This is a genomic window from Candidatus Phycorickettsia trachydisci (genome assembly GCF_003015145.1).
GTDB classification, from domain to species: domain Bacteria; phylum Pseudomonadota; class Alphaproteobacteria; order Rickettsiales; family Rickettsiaceae; genus Phycorickettsia; species Phycorickettsia trachydisci.
Genome location: NZ_CP027845.1, coordinates 75,775 through 94,316, shown reverse-complemented (window position 1 = coordinate 94,316; position 18,542 = coordinate 75,775). Strand labels below are relative to the sequence as shown.

The 18,542-nt window shown below is 34.1% G+C and carries 13 protein-coding genes and 1 pseudogene; 9 read left to right on the top strand and 5 right to left on the bottom strand.

Annotated elements, in window-relative coordinates; translation table 11 throughout:
- Positions 1–85 precede the first annotated feature (85 nt).
- The 3 genes from phytr_RS00325 to phytr_RS00315 all read left to right on the top strand — a co-directional run bounded on the left by phytr_RS00325 (position 86) and on the right by phytr_RS00315 (position 4,407).
- Entirely contained in the window at positions 86–2,110 is a 2,025-nt protein-coding gene (locus tag phytr_RS00325) for an ATP-dependent helicase (protein ID WP_106873908.1), read from the top strand.
- Positions 2,107–2,871, top strand: a complete 765-nt coding sequence (gene rsmA, locus phytr_RS00320; RefSeq protein ID WP_106873907.1) for a 16S rRNA (adenine(1518)-N(6)/adenine(1519)-N(6))-dimethyltransferase RsmA — start codon at positions 2,107–2,109, stop codon at positions 2,869–2,871. The genes phytr_RS00325 and rsmA overlap by 4 nt, the downstream gene beginning before the upstream one ends.
- Positions 2,872–2,937: 66 nt before the next feature.
- Positions 2,938–4,407 (top strand): ankyrin repeat domain-containing protein, encoded by a 1,470-nt coding sequence (locus phytr_RS00315; protein WP_106873906.1) that lies wholly within the window; start codon positions 2,938–2,940, stop codon positions 4,405–4,407.
- Between the two features lie 50 nt (positions 4,408–4,457).
- On the opposite strand, the gene phytr_RS00310 is transcribed toward phytr_RS00315, so the two are convergent.
- The 3 genes and pseudogenes from phytr_RS00310 to alaS all read right to left on the bottom strand — a co-directional run.
- The gene (locus tag phytr_RS00310) at positions 4,458–5,219 is read right to left on the bottom strand and encodes an ankyrin repeat domain-containing protein (RefSeq protein ID WP_106873905.1); all 762 of its coding nucleotides are present in this window, start codon (positions 5,217–5,219) and stop codon (positions 4,458–4,460) included.
- A gap of 204 nt (positions 5,220–5,423) precedes the next feature.
- On the bottom strand, positions 5,424–6,131 hold the full coding sequence (locus phytr_RS00305; RefSeq protein WP_106873904.1) for an ankyrin repeat domain-containing protein: 708 nt from the start codon (positions 6,129–6,131) through the stop codon (positions 5,424–5,426).
- Positions 6,132–6,265: 134 nt separating this feature from the next.
- Positions 6,266–8,743 (bottom strand): annotated as a pseudogene (alaS, locus tag phytr_RS00300) (alanine--tRNA ligase); the annotation flags it as partial.
- A gap of 91 nt (positions 8,744–8,834) precedes the next feature.
- Here alaS and topA point away from each other — a divergent pair.
- The 3 genes from topA to phytr_RS00285 all read left to right on the top strand — a co-directional run bounded on the left by topA (position 8,835) and on the right by phytr_RS00285 (position 14,150).
- Entirely contained in the window at positions 8,835–11,159 is a 2,325-nt protein-coding gene (topA, locus tag phytr_RS00295; RefSeq protein ID WP_106873902.1) for a type I DNA topoisomerase, read from the top strand.
- Positions 11,160–11,162: 3 nt separating this feature from the next.
- A complete protein-coding gene (locus tag phytr_RS00290; protein ID WP_106873901.1) occupies positions 11,163–11,858 on the top strand; it encodes a phosphatidylserine decarboxylase in 696 nt (231 codons plus the stop codon).
- Between the two features lie 90 nt (positions 11,859–11,948).
- Positions 11,949–14,150, top strand: coding sequence for a hypothetical protein (locus phytr_RS00285; protein WP_106873900.1), 2,202 nt, complete (start codon positions 11,949–11,951; stop codon positions 14,148–14,150).
- A 15-nt stretch (positions 14,151–14,165) separates the two neighbouring features.
- On the opposite strand, the gene ruvX is transcribed toward phytr_RS00285, so the two are convergent.
- Both ruvX and terL read right to left on the bottom strand, forming a co-directional pair.
- Positions 14,166–14,636 carry a Holliday junction resolvase RuvX gene (gene ruvX, locus phytr_RS00280; protein ID WP_106873899.1) on the bottom strand — a complete coding sequence of 157 codons (471 nt, stop codon included), beginning with the start codon at positions 14,634–14,636 and terminating at the stop codon, positions 14,166–14,168.
- Entirely contained in the window at positions 14,633–16,030 is a 1,398-nt protein-coding gene (gene terL / locus phytr_RS00275) for a phage terminase large subunit (protein WP_106873898.1), read from the bottom strand. The genes ruvX and terL overlap by 4 nt, the downstream gene beginning before the upstream one ends.
- Before the next feature lie 162 nt (positions 16,031–16,192).
- Here terL and phytr_RS00270 point away from each other — a divergent pair, with 162 nt between their 5' ends.
- The 3 genes from phytr_RS00270 (at position 16,193) to phytr_RS00260 (ending at position 18,484) form a co-directional block, all read left to right on the top strand.
- Complete coding sequence (locus phytr_RS00270; protein ID WP_106873897.1) at positions 16,193–17,626, top strand: NADP-dependent isocitrate dehydrogenase; 1,434 nt, start codon at positions 16,193–16,195, stop codon at positions 17,624–17,626.
- Between the two features lie 134 nt (positions 17,627–17,760).
- A complete protein-coding gene (locus phytr_RS00265) occupies positions 17,761–18,084 on the top strand; it encodes a TrbC/VirB2 family type IV secretion system protein (RefSeq protein ID WP_106873896.1) in 324 nt (107 codons plus the stop codon).
- Between the two features lie 73 nt (positions 18,085–18,157).
- Positions 18,158–18,484, top strand: a complete 327-nt coding sequence (locus phytr_RS00260; RefSeq protein ID WP_158706807.1) for a TrbC/VirB2 family type IV secretion system protein — start codon at positions 18,158–18,160, stop codon at positions 18,482–18,484.
- Positions 18,485–18,542: the final 58 nt, after the last annotated feature.

Genomic DNA, 18,542 nt, shown 5'->3' with positions numbered 1-18,542 from the left:
TACTTTTAGAAGGAACTGAACAAAAAATCTAGAATAATAGTAGATCATACAACTGAAATAATAAAAAATTTATCTTGCCCCCGTCATGTTGGATTTAAGTATACTAAACCCCAATCAAAAAGAAGCAGTCCTCAACACTAAAGGCCCTCTCCTAGTCCTTGCAGGAGCCGGTACTGGTAAAACTACCGTTATTACATACAAAATTGCACATCTCCTCGCGCAAAGCATTTGCACCCCAAATAACATCCTAGCTGTTACATTTACTAATAAGGCAGCATATCAGATGCAAGATAGAATTATGCGACTTTGCGGACAAAAAATAAATTATTTAGGCACGTTTCATTCTACTGCTTTAAGGATCTTAAGAACTCATGCGAATTTAATAGATCTTGCAAGTAATTTGACTATTATAGATTATCCAGATCAAATTAAGCTAATTAAAAACATCTACATAGACCATAACTTTGATAACAATAAGCTAGATTATAAAGCAGCTCACCATCTTATTACCTCATGGAAAGATTTAAACCTTTTTCCAGATCAAGTAGATCATCATGATAAAACAGCAGTTGCTATTTATAAGCACTATCAAGATCGACTACAAACAGCTAATTTAGCTGATTTCGGCGATATTTTACTTTATGTGAATAAGATTTTTGACCAATACGAAAGCGTGCTAAGGATGTATCAAGAGCAATTTGACTATATCTTAGTTGATGAGTATCAAGATACTAATAAAATCCAATATGAGTGGGTCAGAAAGATTGCTGGTCAAAAACAAAACATATGCTGCGTAGGTGACGACGATCAAAGTATATATAGCTGGCGAGGTGCACAGGTTAGTAATATTTTAGGCTTTCATAAAGATTTTCCAAATACCCAAATTATTACTCTTTCTAACAATTATCGCTCAACTCAGCGAATACTAGATGTTGCACAAAGCATTATATCTAATAATAAAGATCGATACGATAAAAACTTAAAAAGTAGCGCTTCGCATGCAACTAACCCTATTAAGCTTGTATGTTGCACTAACTCTGGTAGCGAAGCTGAGTTTATATCTCAAGAAATTTTAAAATTATCGCATGATTCTTCCGTTGCAGTGCTTGTGCGAACAAACTTCCAGACTAGAATTTTAGAAGATACTTTCTTGCGAAATAGAATTAATTACAAAATTATAGGCACAACTAGGTTCTATGAACTTAAAGAAGTAAAAGATGTTCTTGCTTACATTAGAGCTACCCTAAACGTAAATGATGATATAGCTTTAGAGCGTATTATTAACGTTCCCAAAAGAGGGATAGGCGATGCTAGTATGGCAAAATTCAGAGCAAATGCTTCTGATCATGGAATATCTCTACATGAAAGTATCAAAATGATGTTGGACGCCGGCTCAATCAGTAAAAAAGGAACAACCGAACTTGAAAAACTAATCCAAGGTCTTGAGAGATGGAAAAAATATTTTATGGAACTCAAGGCAAGCGAAGCCGTTGAGAAGATTTTGGAAGAGTCTGGTTATATGCTAATGCTTGTTCAAAACACATTTGAACAAGGCAAGGTGGATAACGTCAAAGAATTACTTGTCACTATTGGGGAATATGACGATATATATAAATTCTTAGAACATGCCGCATTGGTTAACGAAGAAAAAGAAGAGGATAGCGATTTCGTTGTTAAGGTTATGACAGTGCACGGAGCAAAAGGTCTCGAATTTGACACAGTATTTTTGCCGAATTGGAATCAAGGAATTTTCCCTAGCAGCAAAGGTATGAGCAACTTAGCCGAAGAGCGTAGGGTAGCTTACGTAGCAGTAACAAGAGCAAAGTATAACCTTTATATAAGCTATTCAACTTATATGAAAACAAAGGATAACTACTACGCACCCCAATCTCCTTCCCAATTTGCTTTAGAGATTAAGGAAGATTTACTAGTGAAAGATTCATTTCCTTCATTTGCCTCCCCTTCAAAATTAAACCCTGGTATGAAAATATTTCACAAAATTTTTGGAGCAGGACTCGTTGTAAAAGAACTTGATTACAGTAAATATGAGGTAGCATTTAAAGACAGCGGAATTAAAGTAATTCACAAAGACTTTCTAAGCACCACATGAAAGCCAAAAAGTCCTTAGGACAGCATTTTTTACAAGATGAACATATCTGTGATGACATCGTTGCATCTAGCTGCAGTATTACAGCTAAAACTGTCATTGAAGTAGGCCCAGGATATGGAGCACTCACAAATTCTATATTAAAGAAAAATCCTAAACGTCTTATCTTAATAGAAAAAGATAAAATGCTTGCAGCATACTTATTGACTAAATATAGGGATGCGCAAAACGTCACTTTATTGCAAGAAGATGCCTTAAGGATTAAAATTCCCGATTTAGTAAACGAAAAATGCGTTATTATCTCTAACCTTCCATATAACATCGCATCAAAGCTTATTTGTAATTGGCTCGCGCCAAGTACAAAAGAATACATAGAGCATTTAACATTAATGATGCAAAAAGAAGTTGTAGAGAGAATTTGCTCTGAGCATAATAACAAAGATTACGGCAGGTTAAGCATCTTTTGTCAGATTGCAGCAGATGTAGAAAACAGCTTTGATGTACCTAAAGAAGCATTTAAACCTATGCCAAAAGTTACATCTTCCATACTTCAAGCAAAGCCAAATAATCTGAATATAGAGCCTGAAGTATTTAAAAAGTTTGAGCAAGTCTTGCGCATGTGTTTTTCTAAGCGAAGAAAAATGCTTAAAGGCATTTTAGCCCTCTCAGAAGAAGATTTTAAAAACTTATCTATTTCACCTTCTCAACGTCCTGAAACGTTATTACCTCAAGATTTTCTAAATATTGCAAAGTATCTTTATTAATAAAACAATTTTGTTACATAAACTCGATATGCTAGCATTGAATTAGTTAATTAAGGTATATAAGCAATGCAGCAACCAGATGAACTAGCTTTAACTCCTATATACGAAGCTATTAAGGATAACGATATTACACAACTAGTAAATTTAATAACTCAAGGGTTCGATATAGAAGAACCTGACCCTGAACATAGCAGCCCTTTACATTACGCAATTTCTGTAGACAGAATAGAAGCGGTACGTATCTTGCTTGATGCTAGATGCAATAAAGAAGCTTTAGATTCGAAAGGCAGCACCCCTTTGCATCATGCAATTTATAGAAATAATCTAGCAATAGTCCAGGTACTGCTAGACGCTGGCGCCGATAAAGAAGTTTGGAATCTACACGGTAGCACACCTTTGCATCATGCCATATATTATGGCTACAAAGATATAATAAAAGCTTTGCGTAATGCTGGTGCTGATATTGAAAATTTAGATACACATGGCAGCACTCCTTTACATCATGCCGTAAAACGCAATCTGGAGTCAGTAGTAGGAGATTTGCTCAACGCTAGAGCCAATACTGAAACACCAGATAAATATGACCATACGCCTCTCTATCATGCTATAACTTGCGGCCAGACATTAATAGTAAAAATGTTAGTTGACGCTGGCGCTAACCTCGAAAAAACAGACCATCAAGACAATACACCTCTACGTTATGCCATCAGTAATGCCAATCAATTTAGCAACCAGATTATACAAGACTTACTCAAGTCTGGCGCAGATATATCCAAAATAAGTGTACAAAAAATAATAGGGTATAAGGGGCGCTTTGATTTAATGGTTAAATTATTAAAATCTAAACCTCAAAATTTAGATAAAGATACAATTTATAACATATGTAGCAACAAAATCATATACGATCCAATAAAGTCTCATGGTGTAGTATTATATTTATTCAAATATGCCTTAGAAAATCAATCTTATAAAGAATATATTATGGATAAATTATATGATGCGTTCATAAGACCAGATGGAAAAAATCTGGAATACTTAAAAAACAGAACTAAAGAAATTCAGAGTTATAGTAATCCAGCTATTTACTCTCAAAACAAAAGCCAAGATTACGAAATAATGAAACATTTTGCTGCTTGTTTAAGCGATTCTAAAGAAATCAACACGGAGAATTTGAGCGGCAATAATGTAATGAAATTATATAAAGAGCTTATTATACCATTATATAATAGTATCGATGAGGCCCTAAAACAACCTAAAACATCACCTTTAGAATATCTTCAAACTCGAGTAGAAAAACACTATAATCAAAAAGAAACTCTAGCAGCTATTCCTTACGTTTCATGCATACTTGAATTTTTAGAAGATAAAGATTCCATAAAATTAGCATCTGTGAGCAAGAATCCTTTTGCAATATTTTTTTCTATCAAGACTTCCAATCCTCAACCTTCCGATCCTCATAATGAACAAGTCGTGGATGCTTTAAACAGTCTCAACATAGGGGAATGCGACGATAAGCCAAGTGAAGAAATGTCATAATCATTTCCTTCGAATCTATATCCCTACTCATCAATCATCATAGGTTATATCTAATCTTCCGCAATATCAAGAATATTATTATCCTTAGCAATCATACCTATAAGAATGGTGTTAGGATCAAAATAATCTTTCACTGTTTCTAATAAACTTGCATCTTTAGAACATATATAAAACAATTCATTGATATATCCTTGAATGTCATTTTGTCTTATTTCATTTAAGGATGATGCGAACTTTTTAGGAGATGCTCTCTTACATTTATTGTAAGCGTCAAGTACTCCACAAATTAACTTGACTTCATTATGCGAGTCATCTTTACACTCTTCTTGATCATCTTCTGAAAATCTAAAATCGCGCACACCAAATAGTAAATCAGATAACTGCTTTGTACTCATATGATCAGATTTAGCACCATGCTTGAGTAGAAAAATTGTCTCTCTCGAACATCCAAATTGAGTAGATAAATCTAAAGGTGTTTTGCCTACTTTATTTCGAGCATTAATATCTACTTCTTTCTCTAACAGATATTTAATAAACGGAATATAGTTAAATTTAATATCATCCAATCTACCCTCAGTATGGCGAGCTACTAAATGTAATAAAGTATCCTTATCTCTGTTGGCTAATTTAAAAATATTAATTTCATCCTTAACTTGAGTACTTCTAACCTTGTTTGTTGATTGAAGAATTTTATTTTTGCTCTCAACGAATTGACGAAATTCTTCAAACTTTCCGCTGCATACAATTTCATTGACCTCATACCAAAAGTCCTCCGTATTAATTTTATTGACCTTATAACACGAATCTTTCACAATAATTTTATAACCTTAATTTTAAATTACAATTATCTCACGACCTGGGATGATACCAAAAAGATTACCATTTTGCAATAGATTCTCTATCTCTTTTGCTTTCACTTTTCTAAATCCACCTTAAGCAAAGCCAAGATTTTCTCCAGCCTCAACATTAAAATGAGTTTATTAATAACAAATGCTTTTGCTTTATACTGGTTATATTTAGTCTAATACAGTACCATCAGGATCTCCAACAATAGAGGTACTTCCCAATTGATCTACTAAATTATCATCATCAAAGTGAAAGTTTGTTCGCAATCTCTCCGATAACTCTAACTTTTCCTCTGTAGGAGAATGAGATTCTATATCCTGCATGAGCTCATGAACATGGCTATCTATTATGCCTTTGTATTCTCGAATACTTCCTTCACCAGACCTTGAAAATGCTTCAGCTAATTCTTCGGGATATGTTGATTTGACTTTATTATAAGCATCAAGTGCTCCACAAATTAACTTAACTTTTTCATTCAAATTATAATCTTCAGGATAATCAATTAATTGATAGCTCACACTAAATAATAAGCTAGACAACTGTTCGATATTCATATTACCAGCTTGAGCCCCGTGTATCAGCAATAATTTCGTCTCTGCCGACGCACCATGTCTTAGAGATAAATCTAAAGCTGTTTCTCCTTTATTATTTTTAGCATTAACATCAACTTTTTTGTCTAGTAGGTATGTAATAAATGAATTATAATTATCCCATTCGTCACCACCTTGAGCATTAACGGAATATCCCACTAGATGTAAAAGCGTGTTATCATTCTCATTCTTTGATTGAACCATATTTTCTTGTTCAACTAACTGACGAAATCCTTCAAAGTCATGATACATTATAAAACCTGTAACTTTATGCCATAAATCTTCCATAATAATTCCCTTTATTTAGTTTTAATAATAACTATATTAATGGTCTCATAACTTTAGTGTAATGTCAAAATCTATACATTATGTAAAAAACTCTCTATCTCCTTTTCCTTAACCTGCCTAAATCCACCTTGGGCAAAGCCAGCGTTTCCCCCAGCAGAGCCTTCGAAGCCAGATGCAATCTTCTTTATGAAATCAGCAGTGTTGTATTCACCTTTAGTTGCTCCAATTATTGAAGTTCTCTCATCTTGCAGGCAAATGATGGCGACAATGGAATCTTGGAATTTTTGGGCACAAAAATTGACTACATCTTTAAGGTTTTTACTACTTGAATCACATATCAAATACCTAACCCACAGATCATCTTTTTTAAGCATTTTATGCTCAAATATAAAGCTTTGCTGCAAAAGTTTATTCTCAAGATTTACGATACGTTTGTTACTTTCTTTTTGATTTTCCTCTAAAAACCCTTTTGCTTCTATCAAATTTCTGTTCTGCTCTTGAACTAAATCCAAAGCATCTAAACCAACTACAGCCTCTATCCTTCTTACGCCTGATGCAACAGATGTTTGAGAGACTATCTTGAATAAGCCAATATCTCCACTTCTTGCAACATGCGTACCTCCGCAAAGTTCAATTGAATCGTTCTTGCCCACAGATATAACCCTTACTTTATCGTCATACTTCTCACCAAATAACATCATGGCACCCATAGCTTCAGCTTTATCTTTGTCCATAATGCTGATTTTTACTTCTAGGTTTCTAATTATAACCCCATTAACTTGTGTTTCGATTTGCTCTATCTGCCCCAAAGAAAGCGGCTTGTCATAATTAAAATCAAAACGCAATCTATCTGCTGCAACAAGAGATCCTTTTTGCATTACATGAGTGCCAAGTACCTTTTTCAATGCACTATGCAACAAATGTGTTGCTGTATGATTTTTTCTAATATTATCTCTATACGAACCCTCAACCTCTAAAATTACCCCATCTCCAACTTTGATATCTTTAGCGATAGCAACTGGTTTGCAGAGATGCGCATGAAAATTCAAAAACTTTTGAGTATCAGTCACTTCTAATACATAAGATTCGCTAGTAATTTGGCCGATATCTCCTTTTTGCCCTCCAGATTCTGCATAAAAAGGCGTTTGGTCAGTTATAATCCAAAAATCTCTATTTGGCTTTAGACTATCTACAGTATGGTTATCTTGAACTATACCTATTATTTTTCCTGAAGCATTTAATGTATCATACCCAACAAATTTTGTACTTGGGAGATCTTGTAACTTAAACCATACTGATTCCTGCTTTTCATCCCCAGATCCTTGCCATGACTTTTTACCTTGTTGCTTTTGCTCTTCCATTTTAGACTCAAAGCCTTTTTCATCAACCTTCAAACCCTTTTCTCGCAAAATATCCATAGTTAAATCTAAAGGCATACCGTAGGTATCGTATAACTTAAATGCACTTTCTCCTGACAATACGCCTCCTGGCTTTAAATCTTTAATCTCTTCGTTTAAAACCTTGAGACTATGATTTAAGGTTTCATGAAACCTAGTTTCTTCGCTTAACATTATATTTGCGATCACATCTTTTGCTTTTACAAGCTGCTTCTCCCCCGTGATCTTAATAAGGTCATCAAGCAATAAATGCATACTAGGATCTTTAGTCCCCAGTTGTTGCAAATGACGCATTCCCCTTCTCATAATCCTACGCAAAACATATCCTCTTTCTTCATTTGAAGGAAGAACGCCATTTGCAATTAAAAATGCACTAGATCTAAGATGATCGGCAATGATTCTGTGTGAGAATTTTTTCTCATCGGTTGCTGGAACTTTTGTCAATTTTTCAACTGACGCTATAATTTCTTGGAATAAATCTGTTGCATAATTGTCACACTGCCCCTGTAACACTGCAGCAATCCTCTCTAATCCCATACCGGTATCTATGGATTTCATTGGAAGAGGTACTTTTTTACCTCTTACTTGATCAAATTCCATAAAAACTATGTTCCAGATCTCAATATATCTATCACCATCTTCGTCCTTAGTTCCAGGTAAACCTCCAAATACTTTTTCACCGTGATCATAGAATATCTCGGTACAAGGTCCGCATGGTCCCGTATCTCCCATAGACCAAAAATTATCTTTAATCTTTATAATTCTATCGTCACTAAAACCCGTGAGCTTTTTCCAAATATTTAAAGCCTCTAAATCTTCGGGATGTACGGTAACATACATCTTATTTGCTGGGATAAGGAAATCTTTCGTCAGCAGCTCCCAAGCATAAAATATTGCTTCTTCCTTGAAATAGTCTCCAAAAGAAAAATTACCGAGCATCTCAAAAAATGTATGGTGCCTTGTTGTATATCCAACGTTATCCAAATCATTATGCTTACCACCTGCGCGTACACATTTTTGACTTGATACTGCTCGCTTAAAGCTTGGCTTTTCAAGACCTATAAAGATGTTTTTAAACTGAACCATACCGGCGTTAGTAAACATTAAGCTTGGGTCGCTGCTTGGAACAAGAGAGCTTGATGGAACATGTTTGTGAGAATTTCTAGTAAAGTATTCTATAAATTTATCTCTAACTTCTTTTGTCTTTAAATACATAAATATGATTTTAATTTTAAATCTTTAGGTTATAGTATTGATTGGAGCGAATTTAATTGCAAGAATATTTGATGAGTAAAAAGATAAGATCATGAAATTAGTTATAGTTGAGTCACCCGCAAAAGCAAAGAGTATTAATCAATATCTCGGAAAAGATTATACCGTACTTGCATCTTATGGTCATATACGAGATCTACCATCTAAAAAAGGATCCGTAGTGCCCGAAGAGAATTTTTTAATGAAGTATGAATTAATCGATCGCAGTCAAAAATATGTAGCTGCTATCGCCAAAGAGGCGAAAAAAGCAGATGAAATTATCCTTGCAACCGACCCTGATCGTGAAGGAGAGGGTATAGCGTGGCATGTCGTCGAAGTTTTAAAAGAAAAAAAAGCGGTAAAAGCAACAACGCCAATAAAAAGAATAGTCTTTACCGAAATAACAAAGCAAGCAGTACAAGATGCCGTCAAACATCCTAGAGACATCGACTTAAGCTTAGTAGATGCCCAGCAAGCACGAAGAGCCCTAGATTATTTATTTGGCTTTACATTATCTCCAATTTTATGGACCAAGCTTCCTGGATGTAAATCTGCGGGGCGTGTGCAATCCGTGGCGCTGCGTATTATATGCGAGCGAGAAAGTGAGATTCGTCACTTTAAAAAGGAAGAATACTGGGATTTACATGCAGATTTTGCAAAAGAAAATAACGAGCAGTTTAGAGCTAAGCTGATACAAGTTGATGGTCAAAAGTTAGAAAAATTATCCATTTCTAATGAGAAAGAGGCGTTAGACCTAAAAGAGCAGATGCAAAGTAAGGACTATAAAGTCTTAAGCGTCGAGGCAAAACAACAAAAGCGTAATCCTCAACCACCTTTTATTACATCGACTTTGCAGCAAGATGCATCACGCAAGCTAGGGTTTAATACAAAATTAACCATGCAGCTAGCACAAAGGCTTTATGAAGGCGTAAATATTGATGGAACAGAAGCTGGGCTTATAACATACATGAGGACAGACGGTGTTAATATTTCTGGCGATGCAGTTAATTCCATAAGGAAATTCATAGAAGATAAGTATGGAGATAAATTTCTTCCAAAAGCCCCTCGCGTTTATAAATCCAAATCTAAAAATGCTCAAGAAGCACACGAAGCAATAAGGCCAACCAATATTAATCTCACCCCCCAAAATCTACAAGGAAAGTTGGATGATAACCTACTAAAGCTTTATACTTTAATTTGGAACAGGGCAGTTGCTTGCCAGATGGAAAGCGCACTTTTTCATATAGTAACGGCCAAAATTACTTCTACAGATAATAAATTTTTACTAAATGCAAGCGGATCTACTTTAGTTTTCAAAGGTTTTTATGAGGTATTTGGTCTTGATGATAAAGAAGATGATGATAAGAAACTGCCACCTTTAACAGAAGATGAAAAGCTTGAGTGCAAAGATATAGAGGCAAAACAACATTTTACAGAACCTCCACCTCGTTATAATGAGGCAAGTTTAATCCAGAAGCTTGTTGAACTTGGAATTGGCCGACCATCAACTTATTCTCCAATACTATCCGTCATACAAGAGCGAAAGTATGTTTATCTAGATGACAAAAAGCGTTTTATTCCTGAAAATCAAGGTATTGTCGCAAATGCTTTTTTGGTGAATTTTTTCAGCAAATACGTAGAATATAGTTTTACGGCAGATTTAGAAGAAAAGCTAGATGAAATTGCTGAACATAAGAGAGATGGTAAGGATTTGCTCAATGATTTCTGGACTTTATTTTCCTCAAGCGCTGGCAGTATGCAGGATGTTCGTATTACCGAAGTGCTAGAAAGGTTAGATCGCATTTTATATGATGAGGTATTTGCGAAAGAAGATAAAACGTGCCCTACATGCAAACAAGCAGAGATTTCTCTAAAAATAGGTAAATACGGGGCGTTTTATTCATGCAAAAGGTATCCAGATTGCTCCTTTACCTTGAAACTTAGCACACCTGAGATAAAAGAAGAAATAAATGCCCAAGCACAGGAAGGCACAGCGCCACCCACAACACCACTTGCATATTTAGAAGATCACCTACCTATATACTTAAAGAAAGGGCCATATGGATGGTACTTGCAAGTAGGAGATAATCCTAAAGATCCAGGGTTTAAAAGGGTAAGCATTCCGCCTAATATTAAGCCTTCTGAAATTAACCACGAGATTGCCAAAAAATTAGCATCCCTCCCAAGAAAAGTTGGTGTTGATAAAGATAATCATGAAGTGATTGCTGCAATAGGAAGATATGGCCCATATTTAAAATATAAAGACAAATCTTTTGCTTTACCCAAAGATAAAGATCCGTATACTATTGACATTGAGTCTGCAATATGGATTATTGAAAATAATGTTACAGAAAATAAAAGAACTAAACGAAAATCATAATTTATGAAATCCTACGATAAATTAAGCAATATGGTACACAGAGAAGGTTACATATTTATTGCCATAGCGGTCGCTGCAACTTTTGTATTTTCATCATTAAACACCAATCTTGGTTGGATATGCTTTATAGCAACCATATTATGTGTATATTTTTTCCGCAATCCTCAAAGAGTAACTCCTGTTGGAGACGATCTAATTATCAGCGCTGCTGATGGGATTGTTGTTGGAATTGACAAGGTCCAACCTCCTGCAGAGCTAAAATTTGAAAATGAGATGTTAAAGGTGAGCGTATTCCTAAATGTACTTAATGTGCACGTAAACAGGATACCCGTAACAGGTAAAGTATTAGGTCTTTATTACAATCCTGGCAAATTTATAAATGCATCACTTGATAAAGCAAGTGTTGATAACGAAAGGCAAGCGGTAGTCATAGAAAATAAAAAAGGCGAAAAAATTGCAGTAGTACAAATTGCAGGACTCATTGCTAGAAGAATTGTATGCGACCTTGAAGAAGAGATGGAAGTTAAATCTGGCCAGCGTTATGGGATTATAAGATTTGGTTCAAGAGTTGATTTATATCTCCCAGCAGATACTGTGCCACAAGTTGCAGTAGGTCAAACTGTAGTAGGAGGTGAGACTATTATTGGAAAGCTTGGCACTCAACCAAAAAATACGCTAGAGTTCGAAGTTAGGAATTAAAAAACTAGCCTTGCAATTTCACAACTTATCTTTTTAGCTTCTTTAATACAAATTTCTAAGTCATAATAAAATCAAAAGTTTTATTATCTTATGGAAACAGAAATTCAAGAACAAGATAAAGGTTTTTTACCTTTGGATATATTGATACATGGTGATATGGAAGGAATAATGGGAGATGCCCTCATGCTTTTGTCAATTCATACAACTCGTGAACCAAGTTATTTAGAAACAGTTAAGTATATATGTAAGACTTTGTCAGTCGATCATTCTAAACTCAATTCCTTGCAAAAAAATATAATAAAAGATAACATAACTTACCTAATGGTTCAACATAAGATACCTATGGATGATGTCTCAGATTTAGTAAGCTTTTTAAAGCATCTGGATATCAATATGATTGACTTGCCAGAGACAATTAATTTGCAAAATCTTTTGTTATCTAAATTTGATATTGCAGCAGATATCATAAATAAAGCTTTAACTAAGCACAAAGTGTCAAAAAGAGATATCGACAATTTTTTAATAAAAAGAATTCAAGTATCAGACTTAATAGAAAATATATCAACAGATAAGGAAAATAATTTGAGTAAAATGGCTAAAAAAATGTCATTTCAACAAATTGTGAGATTTTTTACTGATATAGCTGATTACAACACATTTATAGATTTTAAAAATCACATCCAGTCACGCCCCATACCAGTTGATTGTTCTTTAAGGATAGAAACCAAGCTTTTTTATAATTTTTTATCAAAAGGAAGTACAGAAGAGTGTCTGAAATTACTACCTCAAATTGACACTTTAATACAAGATATTAAAAAACAAGAAAATATAGATTTAGAAAGTAAAAGCTCTATAAGTAACGCTTTGTTCACAGAAGCACTTTACCATATGAATAATGCTCAAACCAAATTAGCAATGCACAAAATTTTAGAAGCTATTGAAGTATACCCACCTGATAGTTTTAGAAACGCAGATAGTACAATATTAAATATTGATAACTTTAAAACGTACGAAACAAAGAAATTTTGGCTAGATAAGCTTATTCAAGCATGGCCTTTAGAAGCGGAGATAAAGACAGTTTTGTTAGAGTGGTTTTTAACAGGTTATGTCCTTAAAATATCACTAAATACTAGATTATTAAAAAAATTCGAAGATCTAAAACTTAACCTACAAGCAAATATTAAAATAAGGGAACTAAATAATGCTATAGACTCATTTGAAATATATACTAAAATTTCATTCTATGCTCTTAACTACAATATTGAAGAAGTAGAAAATTTACTAGCAAATTTAGCGATAAATAAATACATACCATCAGAATTTAAATATACCGTACAAATTAATACCTTACGTTTTATATCAAGAAAAGCAGCTGAATCTATTATCCCGATGATAGTACAGCTAAAACCACGAGATGATGATTTTGTATATAATTTAGTTATGGCTGATGTATATATTAATTTAGCTGACAATGTTCCAGAAAAAGCAGTTGAATATTCAATAAAGATTTCCAATTATATCCAAAAAGCTAATTTATTGTTTAAAGATGGGACACACAAAAATTATCTTAAAGCAGTATTGATAAACTTGAACAAGTCTATTGCTCTTAAATCTTTTACACTCAGTAAGGAGTATCAAGAATATATAGATTTTCTAGAAAATATAGGAGAAAACTTTACTATTATAGAAGATCATAGAAGTATACATGAAAAATATCAAGCACTCAAAAAAGAGGCAGAAGAATTACAAAAAAGAGATATATCAGGTGAGCCTGAAGTAGTATATTCTTGGAAAATAGGCAACCAAATCTATGAATCAACAAACCCAGATGTAGTTTTAATAGATCCGGATCAATTAATTTTTGGGATAAATGATTTAAGAGCTACAGAACAGGAACTTGCTCCTTTTGACGAATCATTAAGAAAAGGTTTTATAGCAGATAAGAAACAAGGAAAAGGGTTGAAACTTATTCCAGAATTAAGCCTCATAGAAGCTAAGGACAATAGCGGCAACAGACTGACATATCAAGTGATACATGTCAACCCGGAAGGAGCAAAACTAATAATATCTAAAAATAAATTAACACATAAAGGCGTTAAGATACAGACTGTAAAACCAGAAGGAGCTAAGAAACAATCAGACAAAATGTACTATCAAGGTTGCAAATCTGAAACTTGCCCTACTTTACCAGATCTATCAAAGCATGTGATTAAATGGCAAGAGGTGTATGGTTTAGCTCAATCAACATCGTCTAGAGCTCAAACTAATCTTGGTGGAGGCAGAAGTATATAACTTCATAGCAACAAATTAAACTGATATCTTCAATTTCAAATATCTCCACTTATCTAAAAAATCATCTAGTATAAGTTTAGCTGCAATTTGATCATCCATTCTCTCAGCTTTACCAGCCTTAAACCCAGCTGCGCTTAGCTTCTCTTGCGCCTCTCTTGTAGTACGATACTCATCTTGAAAATACAGTGGCAATTTTGTTGCAAAGCGAAGCATTTGACCAAATTCTTGAAACACTTTATCATCATAACTTTGCGAATCTGGCACTCCTAAAACAAAAAGCCCAACATTATATTTTATAATTAAAGTATTTATCTCTTTAAGAAGAATTTCGGTGCTTGAAGTTTTGATTGTAGTAATAGGAAATGCATTTTTAAGCTGAGTATCAGTTATAGCAATACCTGTTTTTTTAAGGCCATAATCTATGCCCATTGCATTCTGAGATTTTTGGAGCAACTTCTCCATATCTTGGCAAATTTGTTCTATCATATAGATCTAAAACGCGGTACTGATGAATTTAGCTGTTGTTGTTTTATATAAATAAAAAACTGACTGATGGAATCTACTATATCATCATGCCGCGTATCTGGAAAAGATGTAATTTGCTCGATAACTTCATCAACCCAACTACTTTCTTTTGGCAGGAGTATTTGCTCTAGCGTGAAAAAAGGCAAAATTGTAGCAAAGCGCGTGATTTTATCAGTTTTAGGCTTTTTAGGAAGAATATTATGGAATTTTTCTAGTTTTAAGTCTTGAATAAGAGACTGACCGCTTGCTTTATCTTCAATCAAGATAATCTTTGGCTGCCATTTTCTTGCTAAACGTATCATAGCATCTTTAAGGTATGAGTACTCAAGCTTATCAGACAAAAAGTCAATAAGATAATATTTATTTTGACATACCCCCCAAGTAGTACAGACTGAATAATCAGACAAGTGATTAACCTTAATTGCTGTATCCCAGCTTTGGTATATTGCTTCAAATTGAGGCATTTCATCATAAAACCTAATTTCAGATTTTTTAAGCATACCGCACGTAGCTTTTTCTGGATCTTGCAAATATTGGGCTCTAAAGTTTGCTATGCCCATTTCTTGTTTAAGTTTGTCTAACAGCTCTAAAGGTAGCCTTAGAGGATCGATTGAAGTACCTTTTGTAAATATGTAAGATTTTTTAGATGAGCTAAATTGTTGATCTTGATCGCTGATGGCTGGTATTTTTAATAATCTCCAACTTGTTCTTTTCAATAAGTAAGCACTTAAGTCTTTCTCATGAAGACGCTGCATCACCAATATAATTGCACCTTTATTCTGATCATTGAGACGGCTAGTAAATGTTTGCTCGAACCAATTACAAGTTTTTGTTCTTAGTTTATCTGAGTGCACGAAAGTCGGATTATGTGGGTCATCTACAATCAATATATCAGCCCCCTCACCCGTAATCGAACCACCTACAGATGTTGCCAGCCTAAAACCATATTTGCTGGTCATAAATTTTGTCTTAGTGTTACAGGTAGTAGATAGAATGGTATTTGAAAAAAGTTCTTTATACCACTTGGTTTGCATAATAGCTCTGCAGTCCAATGAATGTTTAGTACTTAAAGCTTGAGAATAGCTTGCAACAATAATTCTCTTACTAGGATCAATACCCAAAATCCAAGCTGGCAGTGCAACGCTAATACAAATAGATTTAAGGCATCTAGGAGGAATATTAATAATAAGTCTCTTATGCCTGCCTTTAATAACATCTTCCAAATAATCAGCCATCAGATCAATATACCACGCATTGCTAATGCTTATCCCTGGGTTAATCGTATCAAATACTTTCCAGATAAAGCTTTTGATATCACTACGCAATATTGCTTCTAAAAGCAGTTTTTTATTCATGTTAGACGCCCTGTAGATTTAGTCTAGAACATATTACGCTTTTTATGTGCTTGTACTAACGCAAAAATTAAGAATTTCTTAAAAGTGCCTTAGTAAAAGTTTTGGAATAGAGTTTTTAGTGTTATTGTAAGCCTAAATATTAACTAAATTGCTTATAAAACTATGTCAGAATTTACAAATATCACTGTTGCATATGGCGATGGCATTGGACCTGAAATCATGGAAGCAACTCTTTATGTTTTAAAAGAAGCTAAAGCAAAAATTACGATTAAAACGATAGAAATTGGGGAAAAGCTTTACCAAAAAAAGTATACATCAGGTATCAGCGAAGAAGCATGGGATACAATTTTTAAATCAAAAGTACTTTTAAAAAGTCCTATAACTACTCCTCAAGGTGGCGGATATAAAAGCCTGAATGTTACGTTGCGCAAAGCTTTAGGCCTTTACGCAAATGTACGCCCCGTATCTTCGTTTTACCCGTTTATCACAACAAAACATCCAAAACTTGACTTAGTGATTATTAGAGAAAATGAAGAAGATCTTTATGCCGGCATTGAATATCGTCATACGCATAACACATATGAATCAGTTAAACTAATCAGCCAAACGGGATGCGAAAAAATTATTCGCTATGCTTTCGAATATGCAGTGCGTAATGGCCGCAAAAAAGTAACCTGTTTTGTGAAAGATAATATTATGAAATTCTCAGATGGAATATTTCACAAAGTCTTTACTGCCATTGCTGCAGAATATAAAGGTTTACAATCTGAGGTTTTACTAATGGACATAGGTACGGCAAAGCTTGCCACAACTCCCGAAAAATTTGATGTCATCGTTACTTCTAACTTGTACGGAGATATTATTTCAGATGTTGCAGCTGAGATTTCAGGATCGGTGGGACTTGCAGGATCCAGTAACATAGGCCTTGATTTTGCTATGTTTGAAGCTGTCCATGGTAGTGCACCCGATATTGCAGGCAAAGGTATAGCAAACCCATCTGGTCTTTTAAATGCCGCTGTTGCGATGCTAGTGCATATAGGTCAAGCAAAAACTGCCGCCTTAATTGAAAATGCTATAAAGAAAACTATAGAAGATGGTATTCACACTGCAGACATATACAAAAAAGAATCTTCTAAAGAAAAAGTATCAACTATGGAATTTGCAAAAGCTGTTGCTAAAAGATTAAAGCAAGAACCAAGTAAACTTCCTAAAGCATCTTACCCCGAAACAAAAGGTAAAAATTTTACATTTAATATAAATGCAAGTAGCAAGAAGACTTTAGTGGGGGTTGATGTGTTTATAGACGCTCTTAATACAACCCCAAATAAGATAGCTACAAAATTAAAAAAACTACCAAAATTAGATCTAGTGCTAAAAGTAATTGCGACAAAAGGATTAAAAGTATGGCCTGCGCAAATCGACGAAAGTATATTAACCGATCATTGGTGTTTACGCTTTATGGGTCAGAATATTTCTCATAAAGATACTGTAAAGCTACTGGAAGCTCTTGCAAAAGAGAAAATAGACTTTATAAAAGTAGAACATTTATATGAGTTTGACGGTCAGCGTGGGTATAGTTTATTTCAAGGAGAGTAAACTTTATGTTGTTTTTAACACGCCGTAAAGGAATTTGTAGTTTAAAAACATATATAAATAATGAAAATTATAACTTAATGGTAAGATGAGTCTCAGTTACGGCTGTTTAACAATTTATTATAAGGTTTTTTTATATGCAATACAATAAAGGTAACTTAGCTCTCAGAGTTTTGATGTTTATTTTTCTTTCTTTCTGGATAGCCTCTAGCGCTAACGCTATGGGTTCTACAGCAAGTGATATTATCGGTAATAACTTATGTACACTAGTTAAAAACTTAACTGGTTCTACAGCAAAAGCTATTGGCGTACTCGCAATGATACTTGTATCTTTTGGTGTTATGACTGGTAAAGTAAATACCTGGACTGCAATGTCAACAGTTATAGGTATTTTTGTGCTCTTCGGTGCATCTAGCTTAGTATTATATATTTCAGGTAGTAGTACTACAGGTTGCGTTTAGTAGCTAAAAATGCGTTTGCAGCAGTTTTGTTAAGCTGCCTGCAAACTTCTTCCTATAAATGTCAGGTAATTTTATGCGGTGTAATAATAAAGATAGTGTATCATTTAGAGTCTTATTATTGATCCTACTTTCTTTCTGGATAACTACTAGCGCTAACGCTATGGGTTCTACAGCAAGTGATATTATCGGTAACAACTTATGCATACTGGTTGATAACTTAACTGGTTCTACAGCAAAGGCTATCGGTGTGTTAGCGATGATACTTCTAGCTTTTGGTATTATGACTGGCAAAGTTAATGCTTGGACAGCTATGTCAACAATTATAGGTATTTTTGTGCTTTTCGGTGTGTCAAACTTATTATTATATATCTCTGGTACTTCTACCACGGGTTGTATATAAGCTGAAAAGATGTTTAAAACAATTGAGTTATAATACTTACAAAATTTTAAGTATTAAG